General features: G+C 64.1%; 20 protein-coding genes. 9 read left to right on the top strand and 11 right to left on the bottom strand.

Features of this window, described 5'->3' with window-relative positions; all coding sequences use genetic code 11:
• Positions 1-17: 17 nt before the first annotated feature.
• Genes R3E49_RS06225 through R3E49_RS06215 form a run of 3 tightly spaced genes read right to left on the bottom strand, consistent with a single transcriptional unit; the run spans position 18 to position 2,492 of the window.
• Positions 18-875 carry a TIGR03619 family F420-dependent LLM class oxidoreductase gene (locus R3E49_RS06225; protein ID WP_339638457.1) on the bottom strand — a complete coding sequence of 286 codons (858 nt, stop codon included), beginning with the start codon at positions 873-875 and terminating at the stop codon, positions 18-20.
• Positions 876-919: 44 nt separating this feature from the next.
• Positions 920-2,047: an MltA domain-containing protein gene (locus R3E49_RS06220; RefSeq protein ID WP_371294249.1), complete on the bottom strand. Its 1,128-nt coding sequence runs from the start codon at positions 2,045-2,047 to the stop codon at positions 920-922.
• Between the two features lie 10 nt (positions 2,048-2,057).
• Positions 2,058-2,492: an MAPEG family protein gene (locus R3E49_RS06215; protein ID WP_339638461.1), complete on the bottom strand. Its 435-nt coding sequence runs from the start codon at positions 2,490-2,492 to the stop codon at positions 2,058-2,060.
• Between the two features lie 132 nt (positions 2,493-2,624).
• Between R3E49_RS06215 and R3E49_RS06210 the strand changes: the two genes are divergently transcribed.
• The 4 genes from R3E49_RS06210 (at position 2,625) to R3E49_RS06195 (ending at position 7,753) form a co-directional block, all read left to right on the top strand.
• Positions 2,625-3,956, top strand: coding sequence for a serine hydrolase domain-containing protein (locus tag R3E49_RS06210; RefSeq protein WP_371294248.1), 1,332 nt, complete (start codon positions 2,625-2,627; stop codon positions 3,954-3,956).
• 285 nt (positions 3,957-4,241) lie between these two features.
• Entirely contained in the window at positions 4,242-4,523 is a 282-nt protein-coding gene (locus tag R3E49_RS06205) for a hypothetical protein (protein WP_371294247.1), read from the top strand.
• 100 nt (positions 4,524-4,623) lie between these two features.
• Complete coding sequence (locus tag R3E49_RS06200) at positions 4,624-7,017, top strand: Lon protease family protein (RefSeq protein ID WP_371294246.1); 2,394 nt, start codon at positions 4,624-4,626, stop codon at positions 7,015-7,017.
• Positions 7,007-7,753, top strand: a complete 747-nt coding sequence (locus tag R3E49_RS06195; RefSeq protein WP_371294245.1) for a universal stress protein — start codon at positions 7,007-7,009, stop codon at positions 7,751-7,753. Before R3E49_RS06200 ends, R3E49_RS06195 begins: the two co-directional genes overlap by 11 nt.
• Here R3E49_RS06195 and R3E49_RS06190 read toward each other — a convergent pair.
• Positions 7,728-8,198, bottom strand: coding sequence for a pyridoxamine 5'-phosphate oxidase family protein (locus R3E49_RS06190; protein WP_371294244.1), 471 nt, complete (start codon positions 8,196-8,198; stop codon positions 7,728-7,730). The two genes, R3E49_RS06195 and R3E49_RS06190, sit on opposite strands and share 26 nt — an antisense overlap.
• 186 nt (positions 8,199-8,384) lie before the next feature.
• Here R3E49_RS06190 and R3E49_RS06185 point away from each other — a divergent pair, with 186 nt between their 5' ends.
• From R3E49_RS06185 to R3E49_RS06170, 4 genes are read left to right on the top strand one after another with little or no spacing between them, the layout of a single operon-like run.
• The gene (locus tag R3E49_RS06185) at positions 8,385-10,244 is read left to right on the top strand and encodes a DUF1302 domain-containing protein (RefSeq protein ID WP_371294243.1); all 1,860 of its coding nucleotides are present in this window, start codon (positions 8,385-8,387) and stop codon (positions 10,242-10,244) included.
• A gap of 24 nt (positions 10,245-10,268) precedes the next feature.
• Positions 10,269-11,633, top strand: coding sequence for a DUF1329 domain-containing protein (locus R3E49_RS06180; protein WP_339638473.1), 1,365 nt, complete (start codon positions 10,269-10,271; stop codon positions 11,631-11,633).
• Between the two features lie 10 nt (positions 11,634-11,643).
• Complete coding sequence (locus tag R3E49_RS06175; RefSeq protein WP_371294242.1) at positions 11,644-12,783, top strand: WD40/YVTN/BNR-like repeat-containing protein; 1,140 nt, start codon at positions 11,644-11,646, stop codon at positions 12,781-12,783.
• Positions 12,780-15,140 carry an RND family transporter gene (locus R3E49_RS06170; protein WP_371294241.1) on the top strand — a complete coding sequence of 787 codons (2,361 nt, stop codon included), beginning with the start codon at positions 12,780-12,782 and terminating at the stop codon, positions 15,138-15,140. The genes R3E49_RS06175 and R3E49_RS06170 overlap by 4 nt, the downstream gene beginning before the upstream one ends.
• Here R3E49_RS06170 and R3E49_RS06165 read toward each other — a convergent pair.
• The 3 genes from R3E49_RS06165 to R3E49_RS06155 are packed head-to-tail and all read right to left on the bottom strand — an operon-like array spanning position 15,130 to position 20,734.
• Positions 15,130-17,067, bottom strand: coding sequence for a PQQ-binding-like beta-propeller repeat protein (locus tag R3E49_RS06165; RefSeq protein ID WP_371294240.1), 1,938 nt, complete (start codon positions 17,065-17,067; stop codon positions 15,130-15,132). The two genes, R3E49_RS06170 and R3E49_RS06165, sit on opposite strands and share 11 nt — an antisense overlap.
• Positions 17,068-17,069: 2 nt before the next feature.
• Positions 17,070-18,974 carry a pyrroloquinoline quinone-dependent dehydrogenase gene (locus tag R3E49_RS06160; RefSeq protein WP_371294239.1) on the bottom strand — a complete coding sequence of 635 codons (1,905 nt, stop codon included), beginning with the start codon at positions 18,972-18,974 and terminating at the stop codon, positions 17,070-17,072.
• Complete coding sequence (locus R3E49_RS06155) at positions 18,971-20,734, bottom strand: lyase (RefSeq protein ID WP_371294238.1); 1,764 nt, start codon at positions 20,732-20,734, stop codon at positions 18,971-18,973. Before R3E49_RS06155 ends, R3E49_RS06160 begins: the two co-directional genes overlap by 4 nt.
• A 159-nt stretch (positions 20,735-20,893) precedes the next feature.
• Here R3E49_RS06155 and R3E49_RS06150 point away from each other — a divergent pair, with 159 nt between their 5' ends.
• Positions 20,894-21,529 carry a DUF4136 domain-containing protein gene (locus R3E49_RS06150; protein WP_371294237.1) on the top strand — a complete coding sequence of 212 codons (636 nt, stop codon included), beginning with the start codon at positions 20,894-20,896 and terminating at the stop codon, positions 21,527-21,529.
• Between the two features lie 22 nt (positions 21,530-21,551).
• Here R3E49_RS06150 and R3E49_RS06145 read toward each other — a convergent pair whose 3' ends face one another.
• From R3E49_RS06145 to R3E49_RS06130, 4 genes are all read right to left on the bottom strand, one after another.
• Positions 21,552-22,379: an HAD-IIB family hydrolase gene (locus R3E49_RS06145; protein ID WP_371294236.1), complete on the bottom strand. Its 828-nt coding sequence runs from the start codon at positions 22,377-22,379 to the stop codon at positions 21,552-21,554.
• A gap of 132 nt (positions 22,380-22,511) precedes the next feature.
• Positions 22,512-23,249, bottom strand: a complete 738-nt coding sequence (locus R3E49_RS06140) for an SDR family NAD(P)-dependent oxidoreductase (RefSeq protein ID WP_371294235.1) — start codon at positions 23,247-23,249, stop codon at positions 22,512-22,514.
• Positions 23,239-23,637 (bottom strand): HIT domain-containing protein, encoded by a 399-nt coding sequence (locus tag R3E49_RS06135; RefSeq protein WP_371294234.1) that lies wholly within the window; start codon positions 23,635-23,637, stop codon positions 23,239-23,241. The genes R3E49_RS06140 and R3E49_RS06135 overlap by 11 nt, the downstream gene beginning before the upstream one ends.
• Positions 23,630-24,853 (bottom strand): acyl-CoA dehydrogenase family protein, encoded by a 1,224-nt coding sequence (locus R3E49_RS06130; protein WP_371294233.1) that lies wholly within the window; start codon positions 24,851-24,853, stop codon positions 23,630-23,632. Before R3E49_RS06130 ends, R3E49_RS06135 begins: the two co-directional genes overlap by 8 nt.
• Between the last annotated feature and the right edge of the window lie 132 nt (positions 24,854-24,985).

Here is a 24,985-nt window from a genome sequence, read left to right as displayed (position 1 = left end):
TGCGGTCACCTTGGCGCTCAGCGCGGTTTGATGAAACGGTCGGCAAACTGCTCCATGGCTTCCAGCTTGGCCTCCAGCGGGTGGAAGGCCGGGTCGTCAACGGTCCAGGCCATGGCGATGGTGCCGTCGATGCCCCAGTCCTCCAACTGGTGGTAGATGCCGGGGTCCGGCTCGGTCTGCGGCATCACAAAGCGGCCGAAGGGCTCTGTACCACGTTCCGCCTCGACGATCGCGCGCTCGGCGTTGAGCCGATCCAGCAGCTCGCGGATCTCCGCCATCGGGTAGTTCATGCCCATCCAGCCATCGAAGCGCGCTGCGCGGCGCAGGGCCGCAGGGGATTTGCCGCCAATCCATACCGGTACTTTGCCGGGCACCGGAAACTGCCCGGTGGGCGGGAAGCGGTAGAAGGCGTTGTCCGCTTCCGCCATGCCGTCTTCCCAGAAATCCTGCATCACCTCCAGCATCGCGTCCATGCGCTTGCCGCGGTTACGCGGGTCGTGGCCGAGCACGGCAATCTCATCCTCGCACCAGCCGGCGCCCACGCCAAACACGAACCGATTGTCTGTCTGCATGGCAAGCGTGGCGGCCTGTTTTGCCGCGCTGAACGGCTCGCGCATGGTCAGCACATACACGTAGGTCATGAAGCGCAGTTGTTCCGTCACTGCCGCCATGGTGGCGATGGTGATCATGGGGTCGGGAAAGCGAGTGTGGGCGTGGATGTGGCGCTGCCCGGAGGGATGCACAGCGGTGTAGTCGCGGGGAATGGCCACGTGATCCGACACCGCAATGCCGGCATAGCCCATTTTTTCCGCCGCCGCGGCAACCTGTTTTACCTGATCGTTACCTTCGTGAAACCAGGCCAGCCAGTACTCCATACAACCTCCCAAGTGGTGTGATGCGGGCCGGGCCGGGGTGCAGCTTACTCCCGTTTCAGCAGCAGCCAGGCGTCGGCATAGTCGCCAATGTGGCGGTTTGCCGCATGATACCCCGCCCAATCGCGGTAGTAGCCGCTCAGCCAGTCGAGCTGGTACAGATTGTCATGAAAAGCGCCGCCGGTGTCCGCCATCACGTTCAGCCGGTACGTGGGCTGGCCCGCTTCCTCGGTGCGCAGCAGCACCAGGCGTCCGAGGCCGAGCTGGAAAATATCCCCCGCCACGGTCACCAGGGGCTGCACGCGAATCTTGTAGTCGGCGTCCTTGCCATAGCCGAGCACGCCGGGTACTTCCTTGAAGAACCAATAGCGCTCTTGCTCTTCGGGTTTCTGCGTGCGGTCGTAGGCGATGCCGTTATTGCGGTGGACGTTGAAGTAGCGTTTCTGGCCGTTGGCGCCCTCGACCACGGCGGTGCCCTGCAGCAGGGCGCCTTCCAGGTCGGCCCGGCTCAGCCAGATCAGCGGCGGCGCGCGCTGGGCCATGGCACTGGCGGTTGCCGGGTTGGTCTCCTGCGCCACGATGGCCTGCTTGCCGAACTGGAAGCGGGTGATAGCGCTGCCCAGCGCGTCCGCCTCGTCCAGGGTCAGCTGTGCCTCATCGTGGGGCAGGCCGTAGAGCGCGTGCGGCGTGGCGGGGGATGGCTGCTCGCTGCCCGACGCCACGCGCACGTAGTACTTGGTCATCAGCAGGCGTTCGGCCGGCAGGTTCTGCAGTAGCGGCTTGCCGCTGGCCAGCTGCGCTGCCCGCGCACGGTCCGGCTGCCAGCGCAGCAGTTCGAAGTGCTGCTGCACAAACGCCGGGTCGGCAAGACGCGATGGGCGCCCCAGGCGCGCATCCTCCGCCTGGACTGCACACACGAAGTCCAGCGTGGCGCGGATGCGCTCGGGTGGCGTCCGCAACCACGCCGTGGTACCGCCGTGAATCGCAGCCGGGTCGTAGGCGTTGCCGCGGGCCAGGTAATCCGCTGTGGCGGCGGCAACGTCACACAGTGCATCACCGTGATCCACCCAGTGTCCGGGCGGCAGGGCCTGGGCGGGCTGGAACGTGGGGGCCGCGAGTGCGCTGATGCTGCCTGACAGCAGGGCGGCCAGGAGGGTCCTGAAGAGGAGAGCCATGCGGGGTGTCCTAGAGGGTGGCGCGTACCGCGATGGCGGCCAGGCCGGCGAGTGCCAGCGAGGACAGCAGGAACAGCAGGAAGCGCACCGGTACGTAGTTGGTGGTGACCTGCACGATACTGTGCGCGATGCGCAGCAGCAGGTAGGCCCAGGCCAGCTGAACGGCGAGGCTGCTGTCGATGCCGGTGATCGCCAGAATGCAGCACAGCGCGTAGAACACCGTGGGCTGTTCGTGCAGGTGCGTATAGTTGTGCGCCTTCCAGTTCACGTGGTCGGGCAGTACCCCTTCGAGGTCGGCGCCGCGGCGGCCACCCGGCTGTGGCTTGGACAGATCCAGCCCCGATTTGCTCATGGCGGGCAGGCGGGTAGCGGCCATCCAGATCAGCATCACCAGGGACCAGCTGGCGAGGAGGGCGGCGGGGGCAAGGATTTCCAGGGCGGGCATGGCGTACACTCTTGGTGACAGGGTGTAGCGAGTAGAACTGATCGCGCGGCTTGGCGTCAAGCCTGTTTCTGGCGCAGCAGGTTCTGACGTAAGCTGGCTGTGCTGTGCCCTGCGCTGATACGGAAACTGCTGATGAAACGTGTGTTGCTGATTCTCCTGCCGTTGTTGATGGTGTTGTTTGTGGCGCCCCCCGCGTTGCTGGGTACGCCGCTCTGGCAGCTGGGCAACGCCCTTGCGCTGGCCACCGGGCTCGGTGCCAAGCTGGCCTGCTCCGGGCGCTTTGTCAGCGGCTTCGACGACCAGCGCATACTGGATGACCTGGCCAGTTACGCGGAGGTCAATCGCCGGCTGTCGCTGGACTTCACGGCCGACGGTGTGCAGGTCACCCTGTTTGGTCTGGCGGCTACCTCCGCGACCTACCGCCCCGGGCTGGGCTGCACCCTCGATACTGGCGACGCGGCGCTGCTTGATGGGTTGTCGGTGCCTCCCACGGCAGCGTCACCCGGCATGCCGCTTGCGGTGGCTATTGCGGATCCGGCGCAACAGGCGACGCAGGCCTTGCTGAGGGCCGATAACGCCGAGGGGTTGCAGACCCGCGCCCTGCTGGTGCTGCAGGGGGACACCCTGATTGCCGAGAGCTATGCGCCGGGCTTTGATGCCGGTTCCCGCCTGCTGGGCTGGTCGATGGGCAAATCCCTGATGGCCATTGTGATTGGCCGCATGGAGGCGCTGGAGATCATTCCCGCCGGTGTCCCGGGGCCGCTGTTTCCCGCATGGGCCCGGGATGATCGCGCGCGTATTGGCCTGACCGCGGTATTGCAGATGACCTCCGGGCTGGGCTGGCAAGAGGACTACGTGCCGGGCAGCGATTCCACGCGGATGCTGTTTCGCGCACCCAGCGCCTCGGCGGTGGCACTGGCGAGCCCGGCGGAACACCCGCCCGGAGAACAGTTCTACTACTCCTCGGGCAGCACCAACCTGCTGGCGCGTTTCGCCGCGGAGCGGCTGGGCGGCCCGCAGGCGCAGCTGGACTTCCTGCAGCGCGAAGTGCTGCAACCCCTGGGGATGGCGGGCGCGGTGCTGGAAGTGGATCCCACCGGGCTTGTGGTCGCAAGTTCCTTCGTCTACGCCACCGCCCGTGACTGGGTGCGGCTTGGCAGACTCCTGCTGGACCAGGGTGCCGTCAACGGTCGCCCCTTTCTGCCGCCGGGCTGGGTGGCCCGCGCAACCCGGCCGAATAACAGCCTCAACGACCCACGCTACGGCTATCAGCTGTGGCTGAACGGCGGCGGCAGCCAACTCCGCTGGCCCGGCCTGCCGCCCAATGCGTACGCCATGCTGGGTAACCGGGGGCAGGCGGTGCTCGTGCTGCCCGACGAGGCGCTGGTGCTGGTGCGTCTGGGCTGGACGGCAGGGGATTACCCGCTGGCGCAGAAGATGGGCGGCCTGCTGTCGAGGCTCTAATGGGTGGGTAACACTCTGGACAATACCGGTACGGTAATTTTCACATTTTTCCGATTAATTTTGTCGGGTATTTAAAAGACCATATAAAACAATAGTTTAAATAATCCATGTAGATTCATTCGAGGATTTTTCAGTCTTCAAGCCGCGATCATGACAAACAATTCATGATCCATTCACCTTTAAAATGAGTAAAAGCGTTACCATATGTGAAGTGTGGTAACAAACCGGCAGGACGAGAGGTGGCAGATGGTCTGCAACCGTTGCCGGCATCTGAGGAGAGTGGAAATGAAAATGTTGGCTGCAACAGCCAGGCTCGGCACCCTGGCGCTTACCGCTGCCCTGGGCAGCACCGCCTTCGCGCAGACGGCCGAACAGGAGGGCCGCATGCTGCTGGCCATGAACGAACCGGCGCTGAACGCAGACTGGCAACCGGCCACGCGTGCAGAAGAGCAGGCCCAGGCCGAGGCCGTGGAGCGCGAACTGGCGGTATCCGCCGAGGCGATCTCGCGCAAGCTGGACGAACAGTTGGAAGATCGGCTGTCACGCAAGCTGGAGATGTCAATCTAGGCGCTGCCTGTTGATGTGAACCCGAGGCCACTGCCTCGGGTTTTTTTTGCCCGCTGCCTGCTATGATTCGCTCTCCCGTTGTTGCAAAGGAGGGCTCTCAATGCTGGAACCACTGGCCGCGGAACAGATTTATCGTGCCTGCTCGGGCGAAGGATTCGATTTCACCACCACAGAAGGCCTGGAGTCCCTGGACCTGCTGTATGGTCACGACCGGGCCCGCGACGCACTGAGTTTCGGCACCGCCATTCGCAGTGACGGGTTCAACCTCTACGTGCTGGGTGACCCCGGCCACGGCCGTCACGACCTGGTGGAGCAGTTCCTGGCCCAGCGCGCCGCGGCGGAGGACACGCCGGGTGACTGGGCCTACCGTTATAATTTTGACGACCCCACCTCACCGCGGTATCTGGCGCTGCCTGCCGGCATGGGCCGGCAACTGGTGGCCGACCTCACGCAACTGGTCGACGAACTCCGGGCGGCCATCCCCGCACTGCTCGAAAGCGAGGAATACCAGAACCGCCTGCAGGACCTGAACCAGGCCATGGGGGAGCGTCAGCGCGATGCCATTGAGGCGATCCGCCGGGAGGCCCGTGAGCAGGACATCCTGCTGGTTTCCACGCCCAACGGATTCACCTTCGCGCCGGTTGACGGCAAAGCCGATAGCGACGCGATGATGTCGCCCGAGGATTTTCGTGCCCTGCCCAAGGCGGACAAGGAACGCATTGAGGCGACGGTGGAGATTCTGCAGCGCAAGCTGACGCAGGCCATTCGCCAGATGCCCCTGCTGGCCCGGGAGCTGCGCCAGCAGGTGGATACCCTCAATGCCGAGATGTTGACGACGGCCATCGGCGCACCGCTGACCGAACTGGAAGAACGCTACCAGCAGCAGCCCGCGGTGCTGGAGCACCTGGCTGCCTGTCGTCAGGCGGTGCTGTCCCACGCGGCCGCGTTTCTGGCCGAGAATCCGGAGCTGTCTCCCGAGGCGGTGTTCAGCCGTTTCCAGGTCAATCTGCTGGTCGACAACGCGGAGGCGAAAGGGGCGCCGGTGGTCTATCAGGACCTGCCCAGCCACCAGCACCTGGTGGGTCGCACGGAACATCATGTGCACAACGGCACCCTGGTGACGGATTTCTCCCTGATCCGTGCCGGCGCACTGCACCGGGCCAATGGCGGGTACCTGGTGCTCGATGTGCGCGGCCTGCTGACCCAGCCCGGTGCCTGGGAAACGCTCAAACGCGTGCTGCGGGCGGGGCAGATCCGCACCGAGAGTCTCGAGCAGGCCTACGGCCTGATCAGCACCGTGAGCCTGGAGCCCGAACCCATTCCGCTGGATGTGAAGGTGGTGCTGTTGGGGGAGCGCCTGTTCTATTACCTCCTCTGCGAGCATGATCCGGAATTCCTGGAGCTGTTCAAGGTGCAGGCCGACCTGGAGGATACGCTGGACCGCGATCCTGCCAACCAGGCACTGTATGCGCGGATGATCGCGACACTGGCCCGGGACGCCGGCCTGCAGCCTCTCGATCGCGGCGGTGTGGCCGCGGTGATCGAGCGCGCCAGTCGCCTGGCCTCCGACCAGCGCAAGCTGACTGCGCGCCAGCGTGAACTGCGCGACCTGCTGCGGGAGGCGCAGCACTGGGCAATGGAGGCGGGTGCGACGACGATCGGCCGCGAACACGTGGAAACGGCGATCGAGCAGCAGTTGCGGCGCGCCAGCCGCCTGCGCGAGCGCAGTCACGAGGCGATCCACCGCGGCATCGTCATGATTGCCACCCAGGGTGAGGCCGTGGGGCAGGTCAACGGCCTGTCGGTCCTGTCGCTGGGTGACTTCGCGTTCGGCCAGCCGTCGCGCATCACGGCCACTGCGCGGCCCGGCAGTGGCCAGCTGGTGGATATCGAGCGCGAGGCGCGCATGGGCGGGCGCATACACACCAAGGGGGTGATGATCATTGCCCGCTACTTGGCGAACCGCTACGCGCCGGACACCACGTTGTCGCTGTCCGCCAGCCTCGCGTTCGAGCAGTCCTACGGTGGTGTTGACGGTGACAGCGCCTCGGTGGCGGAGATCTGCGCCCTGGTGTCGGCCATCAGCAAGGTGCCGTTGAAGCAGGCCTTTGCGGTGACCGGTTCGGTGAACCAGCGGGGCGAGGTACAGGCCGTTGGTGGGGTGAACGAGAAGATCGAGGGCTTCTTTGATGTCTGCGCCGCGCGGGGCGAGGTGGACGGCCACGCGGTGTTGCTGCCAGCGAGCAATGTCGAACACCTCATGCTGAAGCAGGCGGTGCGTGCGGCCGTCGAGGCCGGGCGCTTCCGCATTTACGCCATTCACCATGTGGACGATGCCCTGACACTGCTCACCGGCCTGGAGCCGTCCGAGCTGGAGCAGCGCGTCACCCGGCGGCTCGCGGCGTTTTCCGCTGTGGTCAAGGCGGCGCGCGCGGATGATGATAGTGCTGCGGCCGCCGCGCCCTCGAGCGAGGAGGCGGACGATGAACAGTGAGGCGTTGCAGCAACAGCAGGCGCGCCGCGTGCTCGCCATGCTGGATGCGTCTCGCCACAGCCTGGCGGCGCTGCGGGCCGCGGTAGAGCTTGCGCATGCGCACCGGGCGGAGCTGGTGGCGCTGTATGTGGAGGACGAGAACCTGCTTCGTTCAGCGGACTTCCCCTTCGCGCGTGAAGTCGGCGCGCGCACCGGGCTGGCCAGGCCGCTGACGGTCACCGGGATGCAGGCCACGCTGTCGCGGCAGCTGCAGCAGGTCAACCGCGCCCTGGAATCCGCGGCGGGCGGTGGCAGCCTGCGCTATTCACTGCAGGTGCGCCGCGGCGGCGTTGTCGCCGCCACGCTGGCGCAGGTCGGCCCCGCCGATATGCTGGTGCTGGGCAAGGCCGGGCTGTCCGCCTACTGCGGTGGTGTGCGGCTGGGTTCCACCTGTCGCGCGCTGCTGCAGCAGGCGCCCTGTACGGTGCTGGTTTACGACGAGAGGGCGCCGTTGCGCCCCGGGCCGCTGCGTGTGCTCTCACAGCCGGTGCCGTCGGAACTGCTGCAGCTACCGCTGTGCACCGCGGTTGAGGCGCTGCAGGCGCGCTCGGCGCGAGCGCTTGAACAGCAACTGCAGCGTGCCAGCAGCGGCGCACTGCTGCTGCATCGCGCGGAGTTCAAGGTGCTGGCGGATGAAGATGCGCAGCTGCTGGCCAGGATTCCGGTGCCGGTTATCGTGCTGCCGGATCCGGCGTGACGTCGGCCATCCGCTGCCGGTAGTCCCAGGTGAAGATACGCTCCGGTTCCACGCGTATCAGCATTTCTTCTGCCTTGCGTGAGAGCAGCCAGTTGCCGACGCGCGATTCCTGCTGCCCCAGATAACGTTCCAGCAGCACCTCGAGCAGATCGCTGTCGCCCAGCGGGGTCATGCTGGCCCGACCCTGGCCCCGGGCCCCGTGGTAGGGCGGCTCGTTGGGTGATATTTCAAAGCCAACTCGCGGGTCGCGTTGCAGCAGTTTCACCAGCGCCGATTTGCGGTGGGAAACGCACAGCAGCGCAGTGTCAGCGAATGCGTACCACACCGACACCACGCGCGGGTAGCCGTCGGTCCCGGTGCTGGCAAGGCGCAGCGGGAAGGTGCTTTCGCGCAGAAATTCGCAGGTGTCCTCGAGGGACCAGGGTCCCTTCAACGTCGGTGTCATGAGCATCTTCAATCCATTGCCAGCCTGCAGTATAGGGCCCTTGTCCCCCAGCGTGAATGGCTGCACGCGGTATATTGCGATATGGGCAAAAATTGATCCTGAGCAACATTCCTGTGCCGATACCGGGTGATACTGCTATCCTATTGCCAAGATAAATCCTAACAAAAGACAGCAGGAGCGCTGATTGTGAAAAAACAGCCCGGATGCTTTATTCCGCACCGTAAATCCACGTTGATCCTGGCCCTGGTGGCCGCCGGCATGGCACTTCCCGCTTCGTCCCAGACCTTCCAGCTGGGGCCCTTCGAAGGCAATTTCTCCTCGAACATCTCTGTGGGCGCAAGTTGGCGCACGGAGGCCGCCGACCTCGGCGTATTGTCCCCGGGGAACACTGATGGGCGTGGTCGAGCGTCTTCCAGCGTGGCGGATGACGGCAACCTCAACTACGACCGCGGCGACATGTTCTCCCTGCAGGTACGGGGTATCCACGACCTCGAACTGGCGGCGGACACCTACGGCATGTTCACCCGCGTGAAGTACTGGTACGACCACGAAGTGGGCACCAGCGATGTGCCCCACGGCCACGCGGCCAACGGCTACCAGCCCAACCGCAAGCTCGATACCTCGGACTTCGAGTCGCTGGCGCAGTACAGCGGCATCGAATTTCTCGACTACTACGTGTACGGCAGTTTCCAGCTGGGTGAAAGTCCGCTGGAATTGCGGGCCGGTAACATGGTGCTGAGCTGGGGCGAAAGCACGTTTATCCAGAACGGTGTGAACGTCATCAACCCCTTCGACGTTACCGCCCTGCGCAAGCCGGGTTCGGAAATCAAGGAAGCGCTGCTGCCCGTCGGCATGGTGTACGCCAACTACGGCCTCACCTACGACCTCAGCGTGGAAGGCTTTGTGCAGTACGACTGGCAGCGCACCATCCTCGATGAGTGCGGCACCTACTGGAACGCCGCGGACCCCTACGGCGGCGGCTGCGACTACCTCACCATTTCCAATGCCATCCCGGATGGCGAGGCAGAGGCCGCCGGCCTGATCCTGCCCCGGGGCGCGGATGACGAGGCATCGGATTCCGGGCAATGGGGCCTGGCGTTGCGCTACTACGTGGAAGAACTGAACGGCACCGAGTTCGGCCTGTACTACATGAACTACCACAGCCGCACCCCGATCTTCAGCGCCACCAACGCCACACAGAGCTTCGGCCTGCCGGTGAACTTTGGTGCCAACCCCGAGTTTTTCTTCGAGTTCCCCGAAGATATTGAACTCTGGGGCCTGACCTTCGCGACCAATGTGGGCGACTGGGCGGTATCCGGTGAGTTGAGCTACCGTCCCGACTTCCCGCTGCAGATCAACACCACGGACCTGTTGCAGGCAGTGGCGCTGGGCACGGCGGCGGAATGGTCGCGCATGCTGTCGCGCTCGCTCGAGCAGGGGCCCGGTGGCTACGTTGCGGGCTACGACGACGTGTCCTACACCCAGTTCCAGATGACGTTCATCAAGTTTTTCGAGCAGGTGCTCGGGGCGCAGCGTCTGTCGTTCGCCAGCGAGGTGGGTGCCGTGTGGCTGAACGGTATGGACGACAGCATCAACTACGGCCGTTCGCCCAATTACGGCGTGGGTGATTTCGAGCCCTTCGCCAGCAACTTTGCCCTGTGGCCCGGGTCCCCCATCGCCTGTGATTCCCACCCCGCGGCAGAGGCCTTCGCCGGTATTCGTCCCAACAGCAACGGCGACTACTGCACCAACGATGGCTTCACCGATGACTTCTCCTGGGGTTACCGGGTGCGCGCCGGCCTCGAATACACCGACGTGATGGCAGGTATCAACCTGACGCCCAATATGGCATGGTCGCACGATGTACGGGGCAATTCGCCAGCACCGAACTTTGTCGAGGACCGTATAGCCTTGAGTGTGGGTGTTACGGCAGACTACCTCAACGTGTACCGCGCCGATCTGTCCTACACCAGTTTCTTCGGGGCGGATTATGACGAGTTGAAGGACCGTGACTTTGTCTCCCTCAGCTTCTCGGTGGCGTTCTAGACCTAACGATAAAAGGAGTTACACATGAACAAGAGATTGATCGCCATGGGCCTGGCGTCGCTGCTCGGCATGGGCAGCAGCCTGGCTCTGGCCAAGGTCAGCCCGGAACAGGCCGCACGCCTCGGCGGCGAAGAACTGACACCGATGGGCGCGGAGCGCGCCGGCAACGCGGACGGCAGCATTCCGCGCTGGGAGGGCGGTTACCAGGAGCTGCCCGAGGGCTACACGCCGGGCGAGCGTCTGGTGGATCCGTTCAGCGCTGACCAGCCACTGTTTACCATCACCGCGGACAACGTGGACCAATATGCGGACAAGTTGTCGCCCGGGCAGATTGCCATGTTCCGGCGTTACCCCGATACCTACCAGATGCCGGTCTATCCGTCGCGCCGCAGCGCGCGCCTGCCGGAATCCGAGTACACGCTGATCAAGGAGTGGGCGACCAAAACCGACCTGGTGGCGGGCGGCAACGGCCTTGTGGACTTCAAGGCCAACGTGCCTTTCCCGATACCGCAGAGCGGCATTGAGGTGATCTGGAACCACATCACGCGCTACCGCACACCGCTGGGTGTGAAGCGGCGCTACATCCAGGCGCCGGTGCAGGCCAATGGCGCCTTCGCGCCCGTGCTGTTCGAGGAAGAGGCGATTTTCGCCAACCGTTTCCCCGATAACCCCAACCCCAACCGCCTGTTTGTCTTCCTGCAGCGCATCCTCGCCCCGGCCCGCCTTGAGGGCGATGTGCTGCTGGTACACGAGAACGTGGACCAGGTGAAAGAGCCGCGTTCGGCATGGGTCTATAACGCCGGCCAGCGACGTGTGCGGCGCGCGCCGAACATCGCCTATGACGGCCCGGGTGTGGCCTCCGACGGTCTGCGTACTGCGGATGACCTCGATCTGTTCAATGGTGCTCCCGATCGCTACGACTGGGAGCTGGTTGGCAAGCGCGAGCTCTATATTCCCTACAACGCCTATGCCCTGCGTCGTGGCGACCTGGCCTACACCGATATCATCAAGCCCGGTCACATGGACCCGCAGTACCTGCGTTATGAACTGCACCGTGTGTGGGTGGTGGAGGCAACCCTGAAAGAGGATGCACGTCACATCTACGCCCGCCGCACGTTCTACGTGGATGAGGATACCTGGCAGATCGCTGTGGTGGATCACTATGACGGTCGTGGTGAGCTGTGGAAAATGAAAGAAGGGCACATGGTGATGCACTACCAGGTTGCGGTGCCCTGGCTCGCCGCAGAGTCTCTGCACGACCTGATCTCCGGTCGCTATGTGGTGATCGGCCTCGACAACGAAGAGCGTGGCTACCAGTACGACTTCGACTACGTGGGTAATTTTGAGGACTTCACCCCGGCGGCCCTGCGCCGTGCCGGCCGCCGCTAGGTAGGCCGCCGTGTGTAGCGCAGGAGCGGTGAAGGGCCTGGTGCGGCCTTTCACCTGGCTGTTGGGCTTGCTGGTTCTTGCGCTGCCTGCGCAAGCTGGCGAGGAGTTTGCGTTTCTGCCCGCGGTGCGCATGGATGACCCGCAGCATGCGCAGTTGCTGGATATTGCGCTGGCGGGTGAGCGCCTGGTCGCGGTCGGTGAGCGCGGTGTTATCGTGCTCAGCGATGACCACGGCGCGAGCTGGCAGCAGGCCGATGTGCCGGTCAGTGCCACCCTGACCGCTCTGCATTTTCCACAGCCCGACGTGGGCTGGGCCGTGGGCCATTCCGGTGTCATTCTGCACACCACCGATGGTGGGCTCAGCTGGGCACTGCAGTTTGACGGGCGGGATGCCAACCGGCAGTACCTCGCCTGGGCAGAATCCCGCGTTGCCGCGCTGGAGGAAGCCGTGGCCGCCAATGAGGATCCCGAGCAGCAGGACGCGCTGGAATACGCATTGGATGATGCCGTGTTTGCGGTGGACGATGCGGCCGAGGCGATCGAGACCGGGCCGGCCGACCCTTTCCTGGATGTGCTGTTCCTGGACGCCAGAACCGGCTTTGCCGTGGGCGCCTATGGCATGCTCTACCGCACCGAAAATGGTGGTGAGGACTGGCAGATCGCCGTGGACGGCGTAGCCAATCCGGATCGCTTCCACTATTACGCGATGGCTGCGGGCGCCGACGGTCGCCTCTATTTGAGCGGCGAAGCCGGTCTGCTGTATTACTCCGCCGACCGGGGCGCGAACTGGACCCGGGTTGAAGATCTCTACGACGGCTCACTGTTCGGCACCGTCGTCAGCGAGGGCACCGTCTATACATTCGGCCTGCGTGGTCATGTCTTCGCCTCTGCGGACGAGGGTGTGAACTGGGCTGAAGTGGCAAACGACGAGCGCAGCAGCCTCTACGGCGGGGTGCGTCTGGCCGACGGTCGCGCACTGATGGTGGGCTCCGGTGGTCTCGTACTGGCCTTTGACGCTGGCGGTAATCGGCAGGCCTGGCGACATCCGTCCCGCGCCAGCCTGTCGTCGGCGGTGCAGGCTGACAATGGCGATATCTGGCTGGTTGGCATGAAAGGCCTGACGGCACTGAGTGAGGCAAAATCCCTGTGACTGATCACGAGAGCACCACCATAGAACCGGAAGACGGCCGCCTGCGTCCGCTGCTGGGCACCTTGCTGATGCGGGCGCGCCTGCCGCTGATCCTGCTGTTCGCTGCGGCGACCGTGTTCTTCGCCTGGCAGGCCAGCCAGCTGCAGCCGGATGCCAGTTTCGAAAAGATGCTGCCCACCTCGCACCCGTATATCCAGAATTTCCTCAATCGGCAGGATGACCTGAAGGGCCTGGGCAATTCGGTGCGTATCATCGTCGAAAGCCGCAAGGGCGATATCTTCACGGCGGAATTCCAGGATCTGCTGAAGCAGATCACCGACGAGGTGTTCTATGTCAACGGCGTGGACCGTTCTGCGCTGCAGTCCCTGTGGACCCCGAACACACGCTGGATGGAGGTCACGGAGGAGGGCTTCGTCGGCGGTGCGGTCATACCCGATGATTACGACGGCAGCGAACGCACCCTGGCCAAGCTGCGCGAAAACGTGCTCAAGTCGGGGCAGATTGGCCGTATTGTCGCCAACGATTTTCAGTCCACGATTATCGTTGCGCCCCTGATTGAGACGGACCCGAATACCGGCGAGCGGCTCGATTACGCGCAGTTCTCGCGGGACCTCGAAGAGATGGTGCGCGAGAAGTACCAGTCTGACGACATCAATATCCGTATCACCGGTTTTGCCAAGCTGATCGGCGACCTGATTGAAGGCGCCACGCTGGTCGGGCTGTTTTTCCTGGTCGCTTTCGCGATTACCGCGGTGATGCTGTTTCTCTACTCCCGCTGTGGCTGGCTGACTTCTGCCGCGCTGCTCTGTTCCACGGTTGCCGTGGTCTGGCAGATGGGGCTGTTGAAACTGATGGGCATGGGCCTGGACCCATACTCCATGCTGGTGCCGTTCCTGGTGTTCGCGGTCGGCGTGAGCCACTCGGTGCAGATCATCAACCGCTTCGGCACCTTTATCTACTTCAAGACCTCGCGTATCGAGGCGGCCAGGCTTACGTTTATCCGCCTGTCCAAGCCGGGCTTCGTCGCCCTGGTCAGCGACGGCGTGGGGTTCTTCACGCTGCGGGTGATCGACATTCCCGTAATCCAGGAACTGGCGGTGGTGGCCGCCACCGGCATCGCGGTGCTGGTGTTGACCAACCTGCTGCTGTTGCCCCTGGTACTGACCTATACCGGTATTTCCGATCGCTGTGTCAGCTATCGGGCAACCAAGGAAAACAGCAGTTTCAGTCACTGGCGCCTGCTTGCCCGGGTGACGCACCGTGGTCCGGCGCTGACCGTTTTGGGTGTCTGTGCGCTGTTGTTCGCCGGCGGACTGTATTACGGGCAGCACCAGAAAATCGGCGACCTGGATCCGGGTGCGCCGGAACTGCGTCCGGATTCGCGCTATAACAAGGACAACGCCTTCCTGACCGCCAACTACAGCACCAGCACGGATGTGTTTGTGGTGATGGCGAGTACCGGCGAACAGCAGTGTGGCAGCTACGAATTCATCTCCGCCGTGAACTATTTCCAGGGTGTGATGGAAACGGTGCCCGGCGTGCAGTCGGCAATGTCGCTGGTGGATGTGTCGAAACTGGCGATTCAGGGGATGAACGAAGGCAGCCCCAAGTGGCATGAAACCAGCCGTAACCGCTACATCCTCAACAACTCCCTGAGCAGTGCGCCGAATATGTTGCGCAACACCAACTGCTCCATGGCACCGGTGATTCTGTTCCTCGACGATCACAAGGCCGACACCCTGGACGGTGTGGTCGCGGCGGTGAGCGAATTCGCCGAACAGCACAACAGCGACACGCTGCAGTTCGACATGGCAGCGGGGAACGCCGGTGTGGAAGCGGCGACCAATATCGTCATCCGCGAGGCGCAGACGAAAATGCTGCTCTGGGTGTATGGCGTCGTGATCGCGCTGTGCCTGATCAACTTCCGCTCACTGCGCATCACTACCTGCATTATCGTGCCGCTGATGTTGACCTCGGTCCTCGGGCAGGCCTTGATGGCTGCGCTGGGCATTGGCGTGAAGGTGGCCACACTGCCGGTCATTGCCCTGGGTGTTGGTATCGGGGTGGATTACGGTATTTATATCTACTCCTCATTGCAGACCTATCTGCGCAGCGGTGAGACGCTGGAGAATGCTTATTTCTATGCCCTGAAGTCCAGCGGCACTGCGGTCGCCTTCACCGGGCTGACCCTGGCGGTCGGGGTGGGGACCTGGATGTTCTCGCCGATCAAGTTCCAGGCTGACATGGGCCTGATGCTTACCTTCATGTTCTTCTGGAACATGATTGGCGCCTTGCTGTTCCTGCCCGCCCTGGCCTGGCTGCTGTCGCCGCGGGAAAAAGTGGCCGCTAGCGCGTGACGCGGTAAGCCAGCAGGACATTGCCCGGCAGCTGGCCGAACATGCTGTAGCCCGACAGCACGTAGAGCCAGCCGTCGTACACCACCTGCCCGGTGACATCGATTGCGCCGCCATGCCCGTCGACGCCGTTATCACCGCGCAACGGCACGGCGGTGGCGGCCTGCCACAGCAGCTCACCGTTACGAATATCAAAGGCACGCACACGACCGTCCAGGGCGCCGCTGAACGCCAGCTCCGGCGTGACCGTCGTGGCGGCTGACAGGCCGTAGTAGAAGGAGCAGCGGTATTGCTCGGCGAGGGGCTGGCCACCACCGGCACGGACCTGGGCCAGGCCAACCAGCGGGGCGTGTTCCATGGGGAAATCACAGTCCCGACTGACCGGGTGCGCCCAAAGTACCTTGCCGGTCACAGCGTCCAGCGCATAGAGTCCCGGCGCCGGGGTATAGCCGGGGATGTCTCGCTCCGGGTCGGCCACCGGTACGATCAGGCGTTCGCCGGCAAGCCCCATGCCCCAGTGCACGCCGCCATTGGTCGTTCCCTGGCTGACACGCTGCTGCCAGAGCAGGGCGCCGTTGGCATCGGGGTCCAGCGCGTGCACCACACCGGATTTCTGGCCAACCAGCAGCATCTGCCGGCCCTCGGCGGCGTCGCTTATGATGACCGAGGCACCGAAGTCGAAGTCCGGGCCGGGTTGGCTGGGGCAGTTGGCGCCACCGTTCTGGCAGGCGGCGTTCCAGACATCATCCACCGTGGCCTGATAGCGCCAGATGGCTTCGCCGCTGTCGAGATCCAGCGCAATGATGGCATCGCTGGTATCGGTTGCCGGGCGCGACAGGTTCTGCCCGGTGCCGATGTACAGGCGGTTGCGTGCAGCGTCGATCGCCGGTGTGGTCCAGACCGAGGCGCCTGAGGGCCCGTAGCGCGCACTGCCATCTGCGTTGTGGCCCTGCAGCGTCGCGTCGGGTGTCGCATGCCAGGCCCAGAGCTGCTCGCCAGTCTCCGCATCCAGCGCAATCACACCGCCGTGGGATTGGCAGCAGGCGTGGCCGGGTCCGCCCGCCACCGCAACCTCATAGGACGATACCGGCACATAGAGGCGCCCGGCATGGTGGCTGATGGAGCCCGTCACCACCGAGCTATCAAACAGCTTTGCCGGCGTTTGCCACACGGTCTCCAGCGTGTCAGGGTCCAGCGCGAAGACGGTGGCGAGCGAGTCGGCGAAGACCAGCAGGCGCTCGCCGTTGCGGCCCTCTGCCACGGTGATGGCGGAGCGTACGCCGGCCATCACCTCGCGCTGGCGGTGAATGCAGCCGGTGTGCCGGTCCAGGGCATAGAGCATGCCTGCACGATCACCCAGGTACAGCGTGTCGCCCAGCAGCGCGGGCTGCGAACGCATGTCGGTGACGCGGGGCAGCGCGAGTGTCCAGGCGAGTTCCAGGGTGCCCACGTTGCTGCGGTCGATGCCGGCATCAGCGCTGCTCACGAAGCGGCGGTTGTGCGGACCCAGCCCCCAGCTGCCAACCCGGGTGGCACCGCTGTCCAGCGGCTGTTCGCACGCTGCGTCCGCCAGCCAGTCGTATACGCCCTCGGCGGAGTCCGTCAGATACAGGGCAATCAGGCGTCGCTGCTGCTGGCTGAGGTGTGCCGCCATGGGCTGCATTTTGCCGAACTCCAGCGCGACGAGAATGGCTTCACGGGACTGATTCCCCAGGGCCTGGCGCGTGGGGGCTTTCATCGCGGGGTTCTCATGACAGCCCGCGCAGTGCGCGTCATAGAGCCGCCCCCCGAACCAGGCCAGGGGCAGCTTGTCGGCATGGCGCATCACCAGCGCTTCGCCCGCCTTCACCGGGTCGCGAAAAACACCCTCGCTCGCCAGCCAGTAGGCGAGCGGTACCAGCAGCAGGAGAACAAGGTAGCGTTTTTTCATGGTTAGAGTCCGAAAGCGTACAGGTAATCGCCGCTGCCGCGGTTGAACATGTGGTGGCCGCCGGCATTGATCACCACGTACTGCCGCCCGCGGTAGCGGTAGGTCATGGGGGTAGCCGTGGCGTCCACCGACAGGGTGTAGCGCCAGAGTGTCTCACCCGTATTGACATCAAAGGCGCGGAACTGGCGGTCCATGGTGGCGGCGATGAAGAACAGGCCGCCGGCCGTCGCGATGCCGCCACCGAGGTTGGGTGTGCCCCATTCAATGTGAAAGGGTGCTTTCACCGGGCCCATTTCATGCACGGAGCCGAGCGCCGTCTCCCAGAGAATACGGCCGCCGTACAGGTCGACTGCGACCAGCTTGCCCCAGGGTGGCGGGTTGCAGGGCATGCCGAGGAAAGACTGCAGGCTGCCGATTTCGACGGCATAGGGGGTGCCCTGCATGACCACGCGAAAACGCTTGCCGGCCGCGGGCGGCCCGTTGCCGGCGGTGGCGTCGCTGTCCAGTGGCACCAGGCGGCCGCTGAAGGCGACATTGTTCACGTTGACCAGCAGCAGGCCGCGCTCGGCGAGCAGGGCGCCACCGCCCCAGTTGGGCCCGCCCAGGCTGCCTGGGTACATCAGTGTGGGGGTTTCGCTGATGGGTGTGAACAGTCCCAGGTTGTGCAGCTGCTCCAGTTGGTTGCGGCAGTCGGCGCGGTCCAGCGGCGTCAGGCCCCAGGCGTCGTGGGGCATCAGGAAGGAGTCCAGCAGCGGAGGCGGTGCGATGGGCTTGGGCTGGGTGAGTGCAGCGCGCTCGCCCGGCACCTGCGAGGGCGGAACGGGTTGTTCCGTCATCTCCCACAGCGACTCGCCGGTGAGGCGGTTGAGGATGAACACCAGACCCTGCTTGGTCAGTTGCACCAGCGCCGGTACGCTGACGCCGTCGCGCTGCCAGTCGAAGAGGATGGGCTGTGCCGGCGTGTCGTAGTCCCAGAGGTCGTGGCGCACGTGCTGGAAATGCCAGCGCAGGTTGCCGGTCTTCAGATCCAGCGCAACGATGCTGTTGGCGTAGTGATTATCGCCAATCCGACCGGCGCCGTAGTAGTCGGGGGAGGGTGAGCTGGTGGGCAGGAATACCAGCTCGTGCTCGCTATCCACCGACAGCGGCGCCCAGACGTTGGCGCTGCCGCTCTGGGGGTTGTCCAGCAGCGGGTCGAATTGCCAGAGCGGTGCGCCGCTGTGCGCGTCCAGCGCCTGTACCACGCCACGCGGCGTCTGTGCCCGGGTGAAATCGATGACGGTAGAACCGCTGATCACTACCCCGTGGGCCACCACCGGCGCGGAGGAGTTGCTGACATCGCCGGGTGCATGGCCGCTGGCGCCGTACAGGGCGACGCGGCCCGACTCGCCGAACCCGACGCAGGGTGTTCCATCCTGCGCGTCCAGGGCCCACAGCTGACGGTCGTGCGTCGACAGGTAGAGCCGGTGTCGGCAGTGTGCCGTCGCCGCAGTTGCGCGGTCCTCGGCGTAGGCCACACCGCGGCAGCGAAAGGGGCGGTCACCACCGAGGCTGATCTGCGGGTCGAAGCTCCAGCGCTGCTCTCCGTTGCCCGGGTCCAGCGCGATCACGCGGTTGAAGGGAGTGCAGTAGACCAGGCTGGCCCCCGCGGCCTCCGGCAGGAGAATCGGCGTGCTCTGGGTCGAGGTCCGGGACATGTCTTCCGCGTGCACGCGGCTGTCGCCGCTGCGAAAGGTCCAGGCCACCTGCAGCTGTGCAACGTTATCGATGTTGATGTCGTTCGCCGTGCTGTAATGGCGGCCACCGGGGTCACCCCCGTAGACCGGCCACTCTGCGGCCAGCGGCGCCGCCGTCAGGGCCCACAGGCACAGCAGCAGGCTCCCGGTGCGCAGCTTCCTCACGTTCATGGGGACGGGGGCGTAATGCGCAGCAACGTGGGCTGGCCGCCTTCGGTCTGCCAGCTGGGAAAGTGGGAATTGCTGGTGTATACCGCGCCATCCTTCTCCGACACCTCCACATCCCGGGTGAAGAAGCGCTGCCGCGGCATCGGGTAGACGTGCCAGGCCTCTGTCGCAATGTCAAAGCTCAGTAGCGTGTCACTCTGGTTGCCATTCACCCACACCACACCCCGCTCCCGGTCGACATTGAGCGCATAGGGGATTTCATTGCGTACCGGCAGCGGGTATTCGCTGAAGCGGCCGCTCTCTGGTTCATACTTCACCAGCAGTGAGTCCTGGAAGGCCACGATCCACAGGTTGCCCTGGGCATCGGCGCGCAGGCGTCGCGGCCCGGCATAGGGAAACTCGATCATGGTGACCTCATCGGTCGCCGGATCTATCACCGCGAGGTCGTTGGCATACAGGCGCGCGACCCAGATGCGACCATCCGGCGCCACATCGATGCCATAGGGCATGGGCAGGCCAGTGCCTTCCCGGTCGGGATCCGGTTGTGGCCGCACCTCCGGGTCCAGGCTGAACAGCAGCGGCAGGGATTTCAGCACCAGCCACTCCTTGATACTGCGCGCGGGGAGGTCGTACAGCGTGAACTCGGCACTGTCGCGGTCGAATCTGGCGACCTGGGAGGACAGGGCCAGGGTGAACCACACCCGGTCCTGCGCATCGATGCGGATGGTGTGCGGGTAGTAGCCACGTTCCATCTCGTGGATGGTGAAGGCCTTGGTGCGGGGATTGAACTCCAGTAGCGCCTGTTGCATGGACGGGGTGATAAAGATATTGCCGTCCCGCGGCGATACCGCGAAGGAATGCACCCCCATGTAGTTGTACATCTTGGGAAATACCGTGAAGCGGTTGCCAAGAATACCACCGATGTCGTCGTCCGCGCGGTGAGGCACTTTATACACCGTGTATTCACCGCTGTCCGGGTCCACTTCGTAGAGGCGGTCAAACAGGTTGTCGCCCACATAGACCATGCCGTTGGGGTGCAGCAGGAAGTCGTGCATCTGTGAGAAGCCGTCGCCGATGGGCCACTCGGTCATGCTCACCCCAGCAAGAAACTCATCCCAGGCGCGCGGTTCCGGCACGGTCTCAGGCTGCTCGCGCAGCGCGCGCAGCTCACGCTGCAGGTGTTCGGCGATCGCCCGGTGGTCTTCGGTGGGCAGTCGCGCCCCGTAACTGTTCATGCGCTCGAATACGGCCAGCCACTGCTCCACCGTACGCTCGTTGCGCATGAACGGTGAGGCCTGCTGGTGACAGAACGCACAGTTCAGTTGAAAGGTTTTTTTCAGTTCGGCATCACCGCCAAAGCTCAGCTGCGACAGCCAGACGTTGGAGGGAAAGCTGGCGATATACTGCTCCGGCGTCATGGTCTGCAGGGAGACTGACAGGCTGGCGGCACCGGGTTCAGCGGTAACCGTGGCGTCCACATACCCCTGGGCGCGTACCCGCACCTGCCGGTCATCCTCCGCATCGGGCAGACTGGCGCGACCGTCGACGTCGGTGAAGCGGGTGAGGGTCACGGCGGCGGTATTGGTCACGCCATGGGGCGGATAGCCGTCATCACTGAGGTCGGCAGGAGGCAGTTGCAGGGGGCTGGCCGTCACCATTGCGGTGGACACCGGGTTGCCCTGGGCGTCCGTGACCTGGATATCGGTGGCGTGACTGATAGCGGCAAACAGCAGCATCGACAACGCGGGGAGGTTTCTGATCATTATGGTAGCCCCTTGCTCAAGAGGCTAATGATAGCGCGCACGCCGGTCGAGCTAAAGTACAGGTGCCCAGCGGCGTGCCCCGAAATTCACGCTACACCTCGCTGCATACAGGCGCTACAATTGCGTTCCTTCTTTGCGAAGACTTTACAGGGTCCCCTCATGGCTACATCGTTGTACCGCTCGAACATCCACACGGCGCTCGCTCTGTTGGCCGCCGTTTTCCTCGCTGCCTGCGCCAGTGCGCCGCCAACGCCCTCCGTGGATTACAACCCCGAGTACGACTTCAGCGCCGTGAAGACCGTCGCGCTGTACCGTGCTGCGGAATCTGCGCCCGGTGAGGATCCGCTGAAACTGAGCGATATGACGCGCGACCGTATTGAGAACGGGTTGAAGTCCGCACTCGCCACCCGCGGTTTCACCCTGGTGGACAATGTGCAGGACGCAGATCTGCTACTGAGCTGGCACCTGGTGACCGAGGACAAGATGGATGTGCGCAGCTACGAGGTGCCCTCTGCGACCACCATGGGCATGTATGGCCCCGGTTTCTACCGGTACAACACCTACAGCATGTACAGCTGCTGGTCCTGCATGTCGACCCGCACGGAAGTGTCGGTGCATGAATATACCCAGGGCACCTTCGTGGTGGACATGATCGACCCGGAACAGAACCGCTCGGTCTGGCGCAGTGTGACCACCTCACGCCTGAAGGGCGAGTTGGGCCGTGACCAGAGCAAGTATGACGAGGCGGCCAACCTGGTGCTGGGTGCCTTCCCGCCCGGGAACGCGGCACCCTGAGGCACATCAGGCCTGCCGGACGTCAGTCAGGCAGGCCGAACCGCTCGCGCAGGAAGCGCGCGATGCCGTCCTCGTTATGGTGGCCAATAACGGCGCTCGCGGCTGCTTTCACATAGGGTTTGGCGTTGTCCGGGGCGTAGCACTCGTCGGCCAGGGCAAACATGCTCAGGTCGTTGTCGCTGTCGCCAAAACACAACACACGCTGTATTCCCAACTCGCGCTTCAGCACCTCCACAGCGTTGCCCTTGCTGGCGTCGCTGTGATGGATGTCTATCCAGCTTAACTCGGCGCCCTCAAGGGCATCGCCACTGTAGGCAACGAGATTGTCCTCGTTCTCCACCATCGCAGCAATCGCCTGGATGCGCGCAGGCTTGCCCAGCGCGCTGATGTTGGTGATGTCCGCGTCAGCGGGCATGCGCTCCACCGGCAGTACATCCACCTCGGAGCGCTGCGCGAAGGTTTCGGACAGGCGCTTTTCCACGTCGTTGCGCAGGGGCGTGTGGTAGATCGCGTGGTAGTTGCCGGGTGCGAGTGTGAAGATGAAGGGCGTGACGTCCTGTGCCATCACGGCCTCCAGCACGTGCTGGATTTCACGCTGGGTCAGGAAACTCGTGTGGCTGTAATCCGTGGCCTTCGGGCACCAGATCATCGCGCCGTTCTTGTAGATCTGCGGTAGCGCGAAGCCGTGGCCATCGAGGATGTCGCGGGCTGCGTGCAGGGTGCGCCCGGTTGCCACCGTATAGGCGATATTGCGCTCTGCCAGCATCGCCAGCGTATCCCGGGTGTAGCTGCTGATACCGGATTCGCTATTCAGCAGAGTGCCGTCGAGATCAAAAACAACCAGTTCCACACCGTATCCCGTAGGCCGCACAGGCCAGTTAGTCAATGCGATGGCAGGATAGCGGTTTGCTGTGGCGAGGTCGAGGAAACCCGGGCGCCTACCTCGACGGGATCGGGGCAGGCCCGGTGTTCCAGCAGGGTGCTACCAGTCTATGGGCTTGTTGTCCCAGTCGAGGTAGGAGAGTGTGCCATCTGCGTCTGCATGATCCATGATGTCCAGCAAGCGGCCGGCGACAAAATCCGGGGTGAAGAGTTTTTCGCTGGGCACGCGCGCCTGAAAGGGGCGAGACAGTGCGGTGTCTGTGGTGCCCGGGTGAAAGGCTATCAGCTTGCATGCAGGCGCCCGGCGGGCCAGCTCTACTGCGGCGGTTTTCAGCAGCATGTTGAGCGCCGCTTTCGACGCCCGGTAACTGTACCAGCCGCCCAGCTGGTTGTCGGTGATGCTACCCACCCGGGCACTGAGCACGGCGATCCTGCAGGCCTGTTTGCGCTGCAGCTTGCCCGCCAGGGCGCGCAGCCAGAGCATCGGGGTGATGCTGTTGGCCTGCAACACGGTGGCCATCCACCCCGCGTCCAACTGCTCCAGCGACTTCTCGGGGCCGTGCTCTGCGTCGTGCAGGATGCCGCTGCAGATAACGATGCGTGAGAGCCGGGGCAGCGCGTCTTCGAGCTCGGCTGCCGTTGCCTCAATCGCTGCGGTTGTGCCCGCGCAGGGCAGCCAGCGCAATTGCGCCTGTGTCGCAAGCTCGGACGGGGGTGCCTCCGAGCGACTGATGCCGATGACGCTCTGGTAGCGAGCGTCTTCCAGCAGGCGTTTCACCAGTGCCCGACCGATGCCGCCGCTGGCCCCCACGATCAGGGCGCTCTGGTCAGTGGTCATCGGTCAGGGCGCTCCTGATCGCGGCGATCTCGACGGTGGACCACTCACCCGCCGCGGGCAGGTTGCCCCAGACCGGCTGCGGCCAGCAAGGGTCCCCCGGGCGTCTGCCAACCACGTGCAGGTGCAGTTGCGGGACCAGGTTGCCGAGGGCGCCAAAATTCACTTTCGGGTAGCCGCAGGCCTGCTTCAGCCACTGGCTGATACGCCGGCAATCCTGCAGCGCAAGGCCCAGCGCGTCGTCCGGCAGGTCCAGCAGATCAACGGCCTGTGTGTCCGGCACCAGAATCAGCCAGTGCAGGCTGGCGTTGCGCGATAGCAGCAGGCGACCGCTGTCGATGCGCCCCAGGTCGTGGCAGTCGGCCTGCAACTGTGGATGTAGTTCAGGCATCGACATAGCGCTTGATGACCATTTTCCCCAACGCCATCTGGTGAACCTGGTCCGGGCCATCCGCCTGGCGACACCAGCGGGCGTAATTGAAGGCCTCTGCCATGCAGTAGTCCTCGGTGAGGCCGCCGGCCCCGTGGATCTGCATGCAGCGATCAATCACATTCTGCATCAGCAACGGTACGGTGCTTTTTGCTGCGGCGATATAGTCCAGGGAACCCTGGGGGGTCAGTTCGTCCATCTTCGAGCAGGTTTTCAGCAACAGCAGGCGACCCATCTCGATTTCCGAGAAGCAGCGTGAGAGGTCTTCGCGTACCGACTGATGCTGGCTCAATTTGCGGCCGAAGGTGGTGCGGCTCTCGGCGCGCGCACAGGCCAGTTCCAGCGAGCGCTGTGCGGCACCGATCAGGCGCATGCAGTGATGGATGCGGCCCGGGCCGAGCCGCCCCTGGGCAATCTCGAAACCGCGTCCCGGCCCCAGCAGCATGTTTTCTGCCGGCACCCGCACATTCTCGAACAGCACCTCCGCGTGACCCAGGGGCGCGTCATCGTAGCCCAGCGTGGTGAGCGGGCGCACCAGGGTGACTCCGGGGGTGTCCCGCGGCACGAGGATCTGGCTCTGCTGCAGGTGACGGTTGGGGTTGTCTGGGTCGGACTTGCCCATGACGATGAAGATCTTTGTGCGTTCGTACATCGCGCTGGTGATGAACCACTTGCGGCCGTTCAGCACCCAGTGGTCGCCGTCCTGTTCGATGCGCAGTTCCACGTTGGTCGCGTCAGAGGAGGCAACCTGGGGTTCGGTCATGGCGTAGGAAGAGCGTATGTCACCGGCCAGCAGCGGCTGCAGCCAGCGCTCCTGCTGCGCCGGGCTGCCATAGCGCATCAGGACTTCCATATTGCCGGTGTCTGGCGCGTTGCAGTTAAAGACTTCGGCGGACCACAGCACGCGACCCATCATCTCGGCCAGCGGTGCATAATCGAAATTGCTGAAACCGTCGTGGTCGCAAAACTGCGCCTCGTGGGGTGAAATGAACAGGTTCCACAGGCCCGCCGACCTGGCCTTGGCCTTCAGTTCATCCATCAGTGGCAGGGCGGCGAAGCGGGAGCTCGAAGCATGCAGTTCTTCAGCATAGCGTTGCTCGTTCGGGTAGATATGCTCGTCCATGAAAGCCTGTAGCTGCTCCTGATAGGCCACGGACTGCGCGCTGAAGTTGTACATGCTCTGTCTTCCTCTGGATATGAAAGCGGAGCAGTGTAGCGCTCACTGGCGCTTTCGCAAAACGCTCCCTTACATCGCGGCGGTTCCGATTTTCTGGCGTGCAGCACGCGAAATCGCAACGGAATGCGCTAT

The sequence above is a fragment of the Haliea sp. genome (genome assembly GCF_041395985.1).
Taxonomy (GTDB): domain Bacteria; phylum Pseudomonadota; class Gammaproteobacteria; order Pseudomonadales; family Halieaceae; genus Haliea.
The sequence above is the reverse complement of the archived record's forward strand: the minus strand, read 5'-3'. Positions and strand labels throughout refer to the sequence as shown.